Raw genomic sequence first — 15559 nt, 5'->3', positions numbered from 1 at the left:
AATAATCAAAAATGAAATTCCAAATTCCAAATGTAAATCTTGGAATTTGGAATTTTATACTTGTAATTTCAATTCGTTATTTTTTAGGAAGTAAAACCGCATCTACAACGTGAATGACGCCATTTGACTGATTTACATCGGCAATGGTAACTTTAGCTTTATTTCCGCTCTCGTCGCTAATATACAAGTCTTTTCCCTTCATCCAAGCTGTTAATGTTCCTCCGTTTACCGCTTTTATAGTTGCTTTTCCTTTGCCTTCTTTTATTGCTTTTGCAATATCCGAAGCATTCAATTTTCCTGCAACAACATGATAAGTCAGAATATTTTGAAGCATTTTTTTATTCTCTGGTTTAAGTAATGTTTCAACAGTTCCTTTTGGCAATTTATTAAAAGCTTCATTTGTTGGAGCAAAAACGGTAAAAGGACCTTTTCCTTCTAAAGTCGTAACTAGATCGGCTGCTTTTACTGCAGCAACCAAAGTCGTATGATCTTTTGAATTGACAGCGTTCTCAATAATATTTTTATTTGGATACATCGCTGCACCACCAACCATTACCGATTTTTGCGCATTAGATGTAAATGCAAATCCTAAAGCTAAAATTGCTACGGTTAAAAATTTTCTAGTTTTCATATATAAATGATTTTAAGTTATAAGGTCATTTACGGCGATAAACTTGTTTTGGTTTTCAACTAAAAATTTATTCAATATAAAAAACGATAGTCTAGCACTCAAATCCTAGGCAAACCAAGACATTAGAACATTCTAATATATTTTCAAAAAATATTAAGAACACATTAATTTTGCTTTGATTTTATTATTAAATTTAAAAACAAAACTGTATTACCATGAATAATCTTTCAAAAAAAATTAGAAGTAAAAAGCTAAATTCTAGAGTTGATTTAACCGCAATGGTCAGTGTATGTTTTTTATTGATTGTATTTTTTATGGGTGCTAAGAAATTATTAAAGCCTGAAACGATGAATCTTTCTTTCCCCGAAAATTATGTCTATTTAGAAAATATCGTATGTGTCAAAACGGATCGATTGTATACCATATTGTTAGATAAAAATGGAAAAATAATAACTTATTCAGGTTTGTTAGAATTTCCAATCGAGGAGCCAAAAGAGTTTAATTTTGAAAAAAATGAGATCAGGCAAGAGATCTTCCGTAAAAAGAAAGAAGTTCATGATTATATGACCTCCGAAGGAAAACCAACGAGTGAAGTAATCGTTATTATAAAACCGAGTAAAAATTCAAATTATGGAAGCTTAGTAAATATAGTAGACGAAATGAAAATTGCCAATATTGAAAACTATTCAATAGTAAACGATTTTACTATTGAAGAATCAAAATTATTGGCCTCAAACTAATTCAATTGTGTCACAACTCTAACTCAAAAAAACTATGAAAAATCTACCTCAAAAAGTCAGAAGCAGAAAATTAAATTCAAAAGTGGATTTAACTGCAATGGTTAGTGTATCTTTTTTACTGATTATCTTTTTTATGGTTGTTGGAGAATTATCAAAATCCAAAGTAATGGATCTCGCTTTACCTGAAAAAGATGTATGCAGATGGAGTCATGCATGTATCAAAGCTGATCGGGTTTATACTATATTATTAGACGAAAACGATAAAATAATAACTTATTCTGGAATATTAGAATTTTCAATGGAGGCACCAAAGGAATTTAAATCTGGGAAAAATGAAATCACCCAAGAAGTATTCCGTAAAAAGAAAGAAGTTCATAATTATATGATTTCAGTAGGAAAGCCAATGAATGGTATAATTGTAATAATAAAGCCGAGTAAAAAATCAAACTACGGCAATTTAGTAAATATACTCGATCTAATGAAAGTTACCAAAATTGAAACCTATTCAATAGTTGATGAATTTAGCACAGAAGAGTCAAAATTATTAGCTTCAAATTAATAACTAAGCCTTATGAAAAACCTACCTCAAAAAGTCAGAAGCAGAAAGTTGAATTCTAGAGTTGATTTAACCGCTATGGTTAGCGTTTCATTTTTATTGATTATATTTTTTATGGTGGTTGGAGAATTGTCGAAACCTAAAATTATGGAACTATATTCTGGTCGTAGCGGCTGCGGTCCTGAACCAGATTGTAATAAGCCCGATGACAATCTAGTAGTGACTTTATTGCTTGACAAGAATAACAAAATAATAACTTATCATGGCTTATTAGCGTTTCCTAATACAAGCACCTAAAGAAACTAACTACGGCAAACATGGAATTCGACAAGAACTAATGGAAAAAAATAAAATGAGCTTAGAATATTCAGCAAGACTTGGTAGGCCAGGAAGAGGAATAACGGTCATTATAAAACCAACACAAAACTCAAATTATGGCAATTTAGTAGATATATTAGATGAAATGAGAATTGCTAATATAACTTCTTATGCAATTGTCCCTCAGTTTACACCAGAAGAATCAAAATTATTAGCTTCAAATTAACATCACAAAATATTTTTTTTTCAAAAGATTTTCGATTCCTCTCGAAGTGGCAATAGTGAAATAACTCTAATCTAAATCATTACAAACAAAAAAGTCCCGCATTTCTGTGGGACTTTCTATTTAATTCTTAATAAATTTCATACTCGCGCTTCCTTTATCTGATTTTACTTTTATAAAATAATTACCTGCTCTAAGCCTAGAAATATCAATACTAGAAGTTATTTTTGCATTTGGAATCGCAAGTACTATTTGTCCTAAAACATCATAAATTTCAAATGACTGTATATCTATATTTTCAGTTTTTGAAATATTTAAAATCTGACTACTTGGATTTGGATATAAAGCAAAATAATTAGAAAAATCAAAATCCTGAGTTGTCAAAGTACTTTTAAAAGTCGAAGTTGCTTTATTAGTTAAAATCGGGAAATTATAGTCAAAATAAATATTTGCGTCGTTAGTAAACGAATCGTCCACTTTTAAGGTGGGTTTCGTCTTTATTTTAAAAGCAATATAACCATCATTAGTAGCGTCATCAAAAGGCAGATTAATTCCTTCAAAAATAAACTCCACTTTGTTCCCTTCTGAAATTTTAGTAACAAATGAATGACTTGAACTCGTTGGAACTAAAGTAGAAATATCAAATTTAGATAAATCGATCATATCTTTCACTACGATATTTTGTGCTTTATATGTTCCTGTATTTTCAAAACGAATCATATAATGCACATACTCGCCTATTAAACTTGGCGTGATTACCTCACCTTCTAAGCAAATCTTGTCATTTGGATCATAAGAACCTACTACTGTTTGATTTAAAGTAAAGGTATTATCATTAGGTGTTTCATCATTACTTTGTGATAAAATTTCGGCTGTAAAATTTAAAACGTCTCCGCTATTTAATGCTGGTGTATCTGTCGGCTTATTAAGTCTAAATGTAACGTCAATTTCTCTACTTTCAAATGGAAGTAAGTTAGAAAAGTTCCATGAAATATCATTGCCAACGTGAGTCGAAAAAATAATATTTGTGGAAATATAATCCAGAACAGCATCATTAAACTTAAATTTAACCGTACCCGATTGGGTAAAATTCCCTTTGTTTTTAAAAACAATTTTAAATTTACTATCAAAACCAGGAACTGAAGTTGTAACCGGTAAAATAGAAATTTCTAAATCAGTATGAGAGCCTTTTGAAATCACACAAAAGCTTTGTTTAAAAGGACTTACTTGACTAGGAAAATCTATCACTACACTTTCGGGCGAAACTGTATAATAATCGGGATTTTCTAAAATAGGAGTCAACGTATAATTTCCCTCTGGAACAGGAATTGAGCTAGTACCTAAATTGTTGTAAAAATAATTATCAGAACCTATTTCACCTGAAACTTTTAACTTGAGATTTGGAAATACAATATCTAGTTCATCACATCCATTATTATTGGTGTCAAATCTATTTTTAGTATCAATTATATATATTTTCCCTCCAGGAACAAATGAACAATAGCTATTAACAGTACAATTTTTATATCCATATTTTTGAATCTGGTCTTGTACTAAATAGATTTCATTATCATCTTGACAGATATAGTTTAAATTTGGGTTGTTTGAAAAGTCAAGATTAGTGTCATTATCAGGATATTTTCCTCCATTTTTAATATTAATAGTTTCTAGTAGGGGATTATATGGACAGTAGAGACTTGAAATACGTTTTAAGCTACTTAAATCTAATGTAGAAAACTTGTTTTGAGCGCAAAATAATACAAAATCATTATATTCACTATTCATACTTTTGAAATCTAAACTTGTAATTTCATTTTTACTACATTCAAGACGTGTGAGCTTAACTAAATTTGTTAAATCTAATGATGTAAGTTTATTTTGAGTACAATCGATGACCCCAAGATTCGTTAAATTGTTAACAAACAATGTTGAGAGTAAATTATCGCCACAATAAAAGTAAGATAGGTTTGTCAAAGATGTTACGTCTAATGAAATTAACTTATTTACACTGCAATTAAAAGTCTGAAGATTTTTTAGCTCCTTAATATTAATAGAAACTAATTCATTTTTTGAGCAGTATAAATATTTAATTTTACTTAACATGCTAACATCTAATGTTGTCATACCATTTTCTTCACAATACAATGTTTCGATATTGGATGTGTTTCCAAAATTAAAAGAACGTATTTTATTCTGATTGCACGAAACCTCTTTAAGATAAGCCAATCCTTCTACATTTAATGAAGTGAGTAGATTACTCGAGCAGTTTAAATTTTCTAACTTCTCACAACTACTTACATCCAAAGTTGATAAATTATTACCATAAATTGTTAGTTCCTTCAATGCGTCGCAACTATTTAAACCAATATTACTTATGCCGTTTAATGGACATCTCAATCTAATAAGTTTTTTTAAACCACTAACATCTAAAGAGCTAATACTAGAATCGTATAAAGACACTTCTTCGAGATCAAGCAATTCTCTCAAATCAACTGTAGATGCCCAAATCTTTCTAAAAGATAGGACATGTAATGATGTAAATTTATTTATTCCTGTAAAATCAAGGATATTCGACAAACTAGTATTGGAAAAATCAAACCGTAACATAGAGACCTTCAACGCCTCTTCAACTTCTATTTCACCATTATTATTCGTGTCAATTTTAATATTTTGGCCACTTGAATTCATTGCAATGCTTTGATATTCATTTGCGCTAAGCAGCATCTTCTTAATTGCAGCATCAGGAATATTAATAACTTGCGAATTCAAAAAGTTCGAAAGACTAACTAGAAGAATCAAAAAGTAATGTTTTTTCATAAAAAGTCAATTTTAAAACAAAAATAGTTTTTTAACAGAATAACACAACTTTTTTTGTTAAAATATTCTAAAAACAAAAAGTATGAAACAAAAAAAGTCCCACATTACTGTGGGACTTTCTATTTATAAAAAAGCTAAGAATTATTTTTTCTCAGTTTTTTCCATTTTAGCTTTTAAAGCAGCTAATACATCATTGTTGTCACCTAAAGTCGCAGCTGGTGCGTTTGTAGATGCAGATGTAGTAGTTTCAGCAGCAGCTTTCACGTTTTTCTCTTCTTCTTCTCTGAAGATAGCAGTGTGAGAAGCAACTACTCTTTTGAATTCTTTGTTGAACTCAATTACTTTGAAATCAGCTGTATCACCTTTTTTCAATTTCTTTCCGTCTTCTTTTTCAAGGTGACGAGTAGGAATGAAAGCAACGATATCATCTCCGAATTCTACAGTAGCTCCTTTGTCAACGATTTCAGAAATCTCACCGTTGTGGATAGTTCCTACAGCGAAAGAATCTTCGTACTGATCCCAAGGATTAGCAGTAGTTTGTTTGTGACCTAAAGATAATTTACGTCCTTCAACATCTAATTCTAATACTACAACATCAAGTTTTTCACCAACGTTTACAAACTCAGATGGGTGTTTAATTTTCTTAGTCCAAGATAAGTCAGAGATGTAAATTAATCCATCAATTCCTTCTTCTAATTCTACGAAAATACCAAAGTTTGTGAAGTTTCTAACGATACCTGTATGTTTAGAACCTACTGGGTATTTAGAAGTAATGTCAGTCCATGGATCTTGAGTCAATTGTTTGATACCTAATGACATCTTACGATCTTCTCTGTCAAGAGTTAAGATAACTGCTTCAACAACATCTCCAACTTTCACGAAGTCCTGAGCAGAACGTAAGTGAGTTGACCATGACATTTCAGAAACGTGGATTAAACCTTCAACACCTTCAGCAACTTCGATAAATGCACCGTAATCAGCGATTACAACTACTTTACCTTTAACTTTATCACCAACAGTTAAGTTAGCATCTAAAGCATCCCATGGGTGAGCGTTTAATTGTTTCAATCCTAATTGAATTCTTGTTTTCTCATCATCGAAATCAAGGATTACAACGTTTAATTTTTGGTCTAATTCAAGAACTTCACTTGGGTGGTTGATTCTGCTCCAAGAAAGGTCAGTAATGTGAATTAATCCGTCAACACCACCTAAGTCAATGAACACACCATAAGAAGTAATGTTTTTAACAACACCTTCTAATACTTGTCCTTTTTGTAATTGACCGATGATCTCTTTTTTCTGTACTTCAATATCAGCCTCGATAAGAGCTTTATGAGATACAACTACGTTTTTGAATTCGTGGTTGATTTTTACCACTTTGAATTCCATCATTTTGTTTACATATACATCGTAGTCTCTAATTGGCTTAACGTCAATTTGAGATCCAGGTAAGAACGCTTCGATACCGAATACGTCAACAATCATACCTCCTTTAGTTCTACATTTAACAAAACCGTTAACGATTTCTCCAGTTTCATTAGCTGCAATAACTCTATCCCAAGATTTGATAGTACGTGCTTTTCTGTGAGATAATACTAATTGACCTGTTTTATCCTCACGGATGTCGATTAATACTTCTACTTTGTCACCTACTTTTAAATTTGGGTTGTAACGAAATTCGTTTAAAGAAATAACACCTTCAGATTTAGCATTGATATCAACGATAACGTCTCTATCTGTAATTCTAACTACAACTCCTTCAACTACTTCTTCTTGATCTGTAGCGATGAAAGTTTTTGATACTAGTTCTTCAAACTCTTGTAAGTTTTTTTCATCTACTGCATCGATTCCTTCTTGGAAGTTGTGCCAGTTAAAATTTGCTAAAAACTCTTCTTGTGATTTTGTTTGTTCAGACATGCTGATAAAAAAATTTGTATTCTGTTTTTCTCGAGTTTCTCTATGCGATAGAAAATACAGAAGTTGTTTTACATAAATGGTTGATTCCTAATGGAAACTCTTCTCTGCCAAAAGGACTGCAAAATTAATACATTTTTCTGAATTAACAAAACAAAACCGATATGATTATCAGTTGATTATTAAGAAGCAGAAGATTTGAGGTTCCAAAAGACGTTTAGTCCCGCTATCCGTTGCAATCTTTTGTGCCTCCCGATAGCTATCGGGACCGTCACAAAAGGATTTCCACTTCTATCGGGGCTAGGTTAGAATTTTTTGTTTTCATAAGAACCTTAAAAAGCGAAACCCGACAAGTTTTAAAAACCTGTCTGGTTTACTATGTGTAACTATCTTTGATAAAGATTTATACGATTTCAATTTTCTTCTCAACAAATGAAATTATTTTCTGAAAATTTTCTTTCCCAACTTCGATTTCATCTAAAATATAAGGCATGTAATCTTTCGTAATTAATATTAAACTCTCATCTTTTATTACAAAAGTCACAAACTCATTCCAATTAATAATTTTTGATTTTTCTTGAATTGTAATTATCAACGAATCATCACTAAGCTCAAAACTAGAGTTCATAGAATCATTTAAAATTTCAATTTCTTTTATTTTAGCATCTCCTAGTTTTTTATATTCATTTTTTATCTTAAAAAAATAATACACAAATGGCAAAAGATTAGATAAGCCAAAAAAGAGAAAAAAATAACCAGCTCCAAAAACATTTGGTCTATTAAAAATCAGAAGAACACCAATAATCATTAAAACAACGCCAAGATATTGAGTGTTTTTATAATAGTCTTTCTTTCTTTTCCAAGCAAGATCAAACAATAAATCCATTTGTTTATTGTAGACATCTTTATCAAACGCTATTTCAAATTTCATAAATTTATTTCCAGAAGTTATAAAAAACAAACCCAACAAATTATTGTTGGGTTTGGCATATCTTTTTAATGACTCAAATTCTCAATCTCCTTAGGATCATGTTTATGTTTAAACAAAACAGCAAAAGCAATTGCAATCACCAAAGCATAAAGCGCAAACGAAAGCCATATAGTATGCCAGTCTTTCATTAAAATCGGATTTGTAAAAATTCCATCTGCAGAAATTGAATTTCCTTGGCTTTTTACAAATTCTACCATCTTTTCATTTGAAGCATCCGTTTGTAAAAATCCAGCTAATTCTGTTGTATTAGCAAACGATTTTGTAAAAAAACGATCAATTGCCCAGCCAGAAGTCAAACTTCCTAAAACCGCTCCTACTCCATTGGTCATCATCATAAATAAACCTTGCGCAGAAGAACGAATTTTAGAATCTGTATTGCTTTCTACAAATAAAGAACCTGAAATATTAAAGAAATCAAATGCCATTCCGTAAACGATACACGAAAGGATAATCATCCATAAGCCATTTACAGGATCTCCAAAAGCAAACAATCCAAAACGTAAAACCCAAGCCAGCATACTAATCAACATAACCTGTTTGATACCGAAACGTCTCAAGAAAAACGGAATAGCCAAAATAAATAACGTCTCAGAAACTTGAGAAATCGACATGATAATAGTCGAATATTTAATTACAAATGAATCTGCGTATTTTGGAAAATGTTTGAACTCATCCAAAAATACATCTCCATAAGCATTTGTCAATTGAAGTGCTCCTCCTAAAAACATAGAAAAAACAAAAAACAAAGCCATTTTGTAGTTTGCAAACAGCTTGAAAGATTCTAAACCAAAAGTTTCAATCCAAGTCGCATTTTCTTTAATCAAACGCTGCGGCTCACATTTTGGCAATGTAAAAGCATAAATTCCCAAAATTAAGGCTCCAACTCCTGCAATATAAAATTGATATTCCGTGGCCTTACTTCCGCTTAGGTTAGTAATCCACATCGCTACAATAAAACCGATTGTTCCCCAAACACGTATTGGCGGAAAATCTTTTACAATATTCTTGTTATTCAATTTAAGCGAAGTGTAAGAAATAGAGTTACTTAAAGCAATTGTTGGCATATAACAGCACATTGCCAAAAGCATTACAATAATAAAAGTGTCTGGTGTTGTAACTTGTGCAATTCCAAATAAAACAGCTGCGTACAAAATATGAAGAATTCCATACAGTTTTTCAGCGTTTACCCATCTGTCGGCAATAATTCCGGTTAATGTAGGCATAAATAAAGAAGCAATTCCCATGGTTCCAAATACTAAACCAAATTGTGTTCCTTCCCAATTTTTGGTTCCAAACCAATAATTTCCAATTGTTATAAGCCAGGCTCCCCAAACAAAAAATTGAAGAAAGCTCATAAAGATTAACCTGTTTTTAATTCCCATATAGTGAAATTGTCTTTAAAGTAAAAAATGAAGCGGTAAAACTACCATTAAAAATAATATCTACAAAAAATTATATTGTTTTAACAACATCATTCACTAATTCTAAAACAGCTGCAAATTGTTCCTCTTTATTTAAGTAAGAATTATCAATTTCTATTGCATCATCAGCAATTACCAAAGGAGAATCGGCACGGTGTGTGTCCATATAATCTCTATCTACTACATTTTTTAAGACTTCTTCATAGGAAACATTATCACCCTTAGCCTGTAATTCATCAAAACGTCTTTGAGCACGAGTTTCTGCACTTGCAGTCATGAAGATTTTAAGTTCTGCGTTAGGAAAAACTACGGTACCAATATCACGGCCGTCCATTACAATGGCTTTGTTTTTTCCCATTTCCTGCTGTTGTTCTACTAATTTGGCACGAACTTCAGAAACTGCCGCCACAGTACTAACAAAATTAGAAACTTCAATAGTTCTAATTTGTTTCTCCACATTTTCACCATTTAAATACATTTCTGCAAAACCTAAATCAGCATTAAATCTAAATTCAAGTTTAATATCTGCTAATGCCTCAATTAAGGCTTCTTTCTTAAAAAATTCTGCTCCAATCAAATTATGCTGCATAGCAAAATACGCAACGGCACGATACATCGCTCCTGTATCTACGTAAACATATTCTAGCTCTTTTGCCAATTGTTTTGCAAGAGTACTTTTTCCCGTAGATGAAAATCCGTCGATAGCAATGGTAATTTTTTTCAATTTTTTATTTTTAAATTTTTATTCTTTTAAAGCTTTTTTGTTCTAATAATAAATACTCATTAAAATATCCGATTTGGAACCATCAATTAACCGAGCTATTCTTTCAAAGTATTTCTTATTAACCATAGGACAGCCATGGCTATTGCAAATGTAGCCATCTTTCTCTTCATATGGAACATCATAATAGTAATGAAAAACAATATCTCGTTTAAAAGCATTATTATTTGTTTCATCTAACCCGTACAACCTATATGCCTTTCCGAACTTTCCGTAATAATGGTTTCCGATAGAATATCTTCCCAATGAAGTGCTTAATGAATTTGGAATGTTGCTAAAGCGAAGTTTTCCTTCTTTCCCGGTTTCAGAACCAGAACCATGTGCAACCAAACCTTTGCCTATAATTTTATCTGCTTTTAAATCATAAACAAAAAAGCGATTCTTACCCGAAGGAATCTTCATATCTATAAAAAAAGCAATTTTATCATTGTATTTCGTATTCGCATGAATTAGCTTCTTTATATCGGCAACATGAGTTTCAACTCTTTTGTAGTCAGAAGCTGGTAAATCAACTTTATTTTTATCCGAAACTATAAAATACCCTACTAAAATCACAAGAGCAAAAAGACATATGATAATTACTTTTTTCATTAAATGATTATTAGAGATTTTTCTTCCTCTTACTTAAAAGAAAGTTTTGATTCTATAAAAAAAACTTACCGCCATAAATAAGACCAAATAGAATTGTTTTTTGTAATTATTGGAAATTTAATGTTAAACCAAAAAGGCTTGTATTAGCAGCTAATGTATATCTTGAATATGAATAATTAAACTTTAATTTATTCATTCTTAAACCAAAACCTAATGAGACACCCGAAAAATTGCGCTGTTCTTCTACTCGCAACTCTTCTCCTCTTCTAAAATTATATCCTATACGAAAATTGAATGCTTTCTTAGGAAAAAGCTCCACACCAAAAGCAACGTGCCTCAAAGCATTATTTACAAAAGAAACCTTTTCTGGATTTGTACTTCCGTCAATATTAGTTTCTCCGCGATTAGGGTTCGAAAAAGAGATATTCCATTGTTGAAGATTTTCCAACGAAAGATGCCAGCGAATAGGAACATGTTCTAATTCTTGTGAAATACCAGCTACGATTTCAAATGGAAGATTTTCTTTAATTCCCGAATACGTCGTAAACTGCGTTCCCATATTCCTAAATACAAGAGCAAAATTTATATCATTCATTTCATTCACGTACAAAAAGCCCAAGTCAAGAGCACCTCCAATCGAATTATAACTTTCAAGAGACGATGTTATCAATTTAGCGCTTGCCCCAATATAGAAGTCTGTATATGGAACATTATAAGCATATCCAAATGATAATGCACCTTCGCTTCCTGTAAAATTAGAAGTAGCCTGACCGTTTTCGTCATAACCTTCAAATGTACCGTAATTCACGTAAGTAACGCCGGCATAAAAAGTCTGAAGATGCCTATCATAAGTATAAGCATACGATGCTGTACCATAAGAGGCCTCACCATAATAACTTCCATAATTTAATGCCAAATGATTATCCATGTCTGCATTTATAAGTGCGGGATTCGACATGGCCTGATTAACGTCTTCGTCATATATTGTAATAACATCTCCTCCTAATGCGGCCTGTCTTGGTGAAGTGGTGAGATTTAAAAATTGATAGGTGTAACGCCCTCCAACTTGTCCGAAAGAGTACGAACAAATTAAGATTACAAAAAATAAAACAACTTTTCTAAGCATTTGTTTTTTTGGCGCACCTATTTGGGAATAACGCAACTGCAAATATAAAATTATATACCTCTTAAAATAAAACTATGCACTAAATAAATTCCAATAAAAAATTCCAAACTCCAATAGGAAAATTGGAATTTGGAATTTAAGTATTTTAGAATTTTAAATGACGTTTATTTCAAATCTTTAGCATTTTTAACTTTTTGATCAGTCAAAGCGATTGCTAGAACTTCGCTCATTTCTTTTACATAATGAAAAGAAAGACCTTCTAAGTATTCAGCTTTAATTTCATCAATATCACTTTTATTTTCGTGGCAAAGAATAATTTCTTTAATTCCAGCTCTTTTGGCAGCTAAGATTTTCTCTTTGATTCCGCCAACTGGAAGTACTTTTCCTCTTAACGTGATTTCTCCTGTCATCGCCAGACTTTTCTTCACTTTTCTCTGAGTTAAAAGAGAAACCAATGAAGTAAGCATTGCAATACCAGCACTTGGCCCGTCTTTTGGAGTTGCTCCTTCCGGAACGTGTAAGTGAATGTTATATTTTTGAAATAATTCTGTACTAATGCCCAATTTCTTAGCGTTTGCTTTTATGTACTCTAAAGCAATTGTAGCAGATTCTTTCATTACAGTTCCAAGATTTCCTGTAATAGTCAATGAACCTTTTCCTTCAGAAATTAAAGATTCAATAAACAGAATATCTCCTCCAACACTTGTCCAAGCTAAACCTGTTACCACACCAGCAACATCATTATTTTCGTATTTATCACGCTCTAATCTTGGTACTCCCAAAATTGCTACAACATCTTCATCTGTAACTTTTTTGTTATACTCTTCTTCCATTGCAACAGATTTCGCTGCATTTCTGATCACTTGAGCAATTTTAGTTTCTAAGTTACGAACACCAGATTCTCTTGTATAACCTTCAATGATTTTTTCTAATTGTTTTTTGCCAATAGTCAAATCTTTTGCCGTTAAACCGTGAGCCTCCAATTGTTTTGGAAACAAATGTCTTTTAGCAATTTCAACTTTTTCTTCAATTGTATAACCTGACATTTTAATCACTTCCATTCTGTCACGTAAAGCAGGCTGAATCGCTGACATATTATTTGAAGTCGCAATAAACATTACTTTAGATAAATCATACCCCATTTCAAGGAAGTTATCGTAGAAAGCATTGTTTTGCTCTGGATCTAAAACCTCTAATAAAGCAGAAGATGGATCACCACTATTTCCGTTTGAAAGTTTATCAATCTCATCTAGAATAAACACAGGATTTGATGTTCCTGCCTTTTTCAAGCTCTGGATGACACGCCCTGGCATCGCTCCGATATACGTTTTTCTATGACCGCGAATTTCCGCTTCATCACGTAAGCCTCCTAAAGAAATACGAACATATTCACGGCCTAATGCTTCTGCCACAGAACGCCCAATAGAAGTCTTACCAACTCCCGGAGGCCCTGTTAAACATATAATTGGTGATTTCATGTCATTTCGCAATTTCAAAACTGCCAAATGCTCAATCATTCTTTTCTTAACTTCATCAAGTCCGAAATGATCTTTATCTAAAATTTTCTGAGCATGTTTTAAATCGAATTTATCTTTAGAATATTCGCCCCAAGGCAATTCTAAAAACAACTCTAAGTAATTTCTTTGAATTCCAAAATCAGGAGATTGCGGATTCATACGACGCATTTTAGACAATTCCTTTTCAAAATGTTTCTGAGTTTTCTCATCCCATTTTTTAGTTTTCGCCTTCTGCCCCATTTCGTCCATTTCCTCTTCCTGAGAAACACCACCCAATTCTTCTTGAATGGTTTTCATTTGCTGGTGAAGGAAATATTCTCTTTGCTGCTGATCTAAGTCGAAACGAACTTTTGACTGAATGTCATTCTTCAATTCTAATTTTTGAAGTTCAACATTCATATAACGTAAAGTCTCTAAAGCACGTTCTTTTAATCCATTTATCGATAAAAGTCCTTGCTTTTCTTTTACAGATAAATTCATGTTTGAAGACACAAAATTGATTAAAAACGACTGGCTTTCAATGTTTTTAATCGCAAAAGTAGCTTCAGAAGGAATATTTGGACTTTCTTTGATAATTTGAATCGCTAATTCTTTTACAGAGTCTAAAATAGCTGTAAACTCAGTGTCATTTTCATCTGGACGATCTTCAGCAACTTCTTTAATTGTTGCTGTCATATATGGCTCTTCAGCAACAACTTCGTCAATTTCAAAGCGTTTTTTACCTTGAAGAATAACCGTAACGTTTCCGTCAGGCATTTTAAGCACACGTAAAATACGCGCTACAGTTCCTACTTTATGAATATCATCTTTTGACGGATCTTCGTCTTCTTCATTAATTTGAGATACAACACCAATAATTTTTCCGCCTGCGTTAGCATCATTAATTAGTTTAATAGACTTATCTCTTCCAGCAGAAATTGGAATGACAACTCCTGGAAATAATACAGTATTACGTAAAGGTAGAATTGGAAGCGAAACAGGAAGTTCTTCATTGTTCATTTCCTCCTCGTCTTCTGGCGTCAACAATGGAATTAATTCTGCCTCTGAGTCAAATTCTTGAAGTGACAGATTGTCAATAGTAAGTATTTTATGGTTTGACATAATAAAATATAAGTCGTTTTGTCATTAAAATTGTTATGCTATCTGTAAAAGGAGTATTGCTTATTGAAGTTTTTACTGAAAACGAGTTTCGTCTTTCAATTACAAGATAGGGCATAAAAATAGACAATCATTATGCCAAAAGCAAAAGAAGTCAGTTCTAAAAAATTATATTTTCACTTTCTACCAGATAAGATAAAAAAAAATAAAATTAATTTTATAAAAGTGTAACAAACAAAAAAAAGTGCCGTCCTTATAAAAAACCAAAAGCCACTACTTGAGTACAAACAACCAAAATATCGAAGAACTAATTGCGCTTTGCAAAAACAACAATCAAAAAGCGCAATTTGAAATATACAATCTTTATTGTAAAGCGATGTATAATGTGGCTTTTCGTATTGTAAAAGACGAACATTTTGCACAAGACGTCATGCAGGAAGGTTTCTTAAAAGCTTTTACAAAAATCAATGACTATAAACAAGAAGTGGCTTTTGGAGCATGGTTAAAAAGAATAATCATCAATTATAGCATCGATTTTTACAAGAAAAATAACTCTTTTCACGTAGAAGATTTAAGTAAACAGCTTTATAAAATCGAAGAGAACGACGGAATTATTTCTGAAAACATTGACTTAAACTCTCTAAAAGTAAAACAGGTTTTGGATACTATTCTGCAGCTGAAAGATAATTACAGAATGGTGCTGACACTTTTTTATATAGAAGGTTATGATCAAGAAGAGATCTGCGAAATTTTAAACATCACATACGCAAATTGCAGAACGACTTTGAGCAGAGCCAAAGATAGTTTGAGAAAAAAATTGGAAGAGATATAAAAT

12 protein-coding genes and 1 pseudogene are annotated in these 15559 nt (G+C 31.9%); 4 read left to right on the top strand and 9 right to left on the bottom strand.

What is annotated here, in order from left to right:
• Positions 1-76 precede the first annotated feature (76 nt).
• Entirely contained in the window at positions 77-631 is a 555-nt protein-coding gene (locus tag DM397_RS04165; protein WP_111376336.1) for a fasciclin domain-containing protein, read from the bottom strand.
• Between the two features lie 215 nt (positions 632-846).
• On the opposite strand from DM397_RS04165, the gene DM397_RS04160 reads away from it, so the two are divergent.
• The 3 genes and pseudogenes from DM397_RS04160 (at position 847) to DM397_RS24210 (ending at position 2471) form a co-directional block, all read left to right on the top strand.
• A complete protein-coding gene (locus tag DM397_RS04160; RefSeq protein WP_111376335.1) occupies positions 847-1371 on the top strand; it encodes an ExbD/TolR family protein in 525 nt (174 codons plus the stop codon).
• Between the two features lie 34 nt (positions 1372-1405).
• Entirely contained in the window at positions 1406-1930 is a 525-nt protein-coding gene (locus DM397_RS04155; protein WP_111376334.1) for an ExbD/TolR family protein, read from the top strand.
• 12 nt (positions 1931-1942) lie between these two features.
• Positions 1943-2471, top strand: a pseudogene (locus DM397_RS24210) (ExbD/TolR family protein).
• Between the two features lie 120 nt (positions 2472-2591).
• Here DM397_RS24210 and DM397_RS04145 read toward each other — a convergent pair.
• The 8 genes from DM397_RS04145 to lon all read right to left on the bottom strand — a co-directional run bounded on the left by DM397_RS04145 (position 2592) and on the right by lon (position 14727).
• Positions 2592-5285, bottom strand: a complete 2694-nt coding sequence (locus DM397_RS04145; RefSeq protein ID WP_111376333.1) for a DUF7619 domain-containing protein — start codon at positions 5283-5285, stop codon at positions 2592-2594.
• Positions 5286-5426: 141 nt separating this feature from the next.
• Positions 5427-7202, bottom strand: coding sequence for a 30S ribosomal protein S1 (gene rpsA / locus DM397_RS04140; RefSeq protein ID WP_111376332.1), 1776 nt, complete (start codon positions 7200-7202; stop codon positions 5427-5429).
• A 400-nt stretch (positions 7203-7602) separates the two neighbouring features.
• Entirely contained in the window at positions 7603-8130 is a 528-nt protein-coding gene (locus DM397_RS04135; protein ID WP_142479069.1) for a hypothetical protein, read from the bottom strand.
• 65 nt (positions 8131-8195) lie between these two features.
• Complete coding sequence (locus tag DM397_RS04130; protein WP_111376330.1) at positions 8196-9572, bottom strand: nucleoside permease; 1377 nt, start codon at positions 9570-9572, stop codon at positions 8196-8198.
• Positions 9573-9642: 70 nt separating this feature from the next.
• Entirely contained in the window at positions 9643-10335 is a 693-nt protein-coding gene (gene cmk, locus DM397_RS04125; RefSeq protein ID WP_111376329.1) for a (d)CMP kinase, read from the bottom strand.
• 42 nt (positions 10336-10377) lie between these two features.
• Positions 10378-10983 (bottom strand): murein L,D-transpeptidase catalytic domain-containing protein, encoded by a 606-nt coding sequence (locus tag DM397_RS04120; RefSeq protein WP_111376328.1) that lies wholly within the window; start codon positions 10981-10983, stop codon positions 10378-10380.
• 106 nt (positions 10984-11089) lie between these two features.
• Positions 11090-12109, bottom strand: coding sequence for a type IX secretion system protein PorQ (gene porQ / locus DM397_RS04115; protein WP_111376398.1), 1020 nt, complete (start codon positions 12107-12109; stop codon positions 11090-11092).
• A gap of 164 nt (positions 12110-12273) precedes the next feature.
• Positions 12274-14727: an endopeptidase La gene (gene lon / locus DM397_RS04110; protein WP_111376327.1), complete on the bottom strand. Its 2454-nt coding sequence runs from the start codon at positions 14725-14727 to the stop codon at positions 12274-12276.
• Between the two features lie 274 nt (positions 14728-15001).
• Here lon and DM397_RS04105 point away from each other — a divergent pair, with 274 nt between their 5' ends.
• Positions 15002-15556 carry an RNA polymerase sigma factor gene (locus DM397_RS04105; RefSeq protein WP_111376326.1) on the top strand — a complete coding sequence of 185 codons (555 nt, stop codon included), beginning with the start codon at positions 15002-15004 and terminating at the stop codon, positions 15554-15556.
• Positions 15557-15559: the final 3 nt, after the last annotated feature.

Source organism: Flavobacterium nitrogenifigens (genome assembly GCF_003254565.1).
Classification (GTDB): domain Bacteria; phylum Bacteroidota; class Bacteroidia; order Flavobacteriales; family Flavobacteriaceae; genus Flavobacterium; species Flavobacterium nitrogenifigens.
Note: the sequence above shows the minus strand (reverse complement) of the source record. Positions and strands in the feature narration are given on the sequence as shown.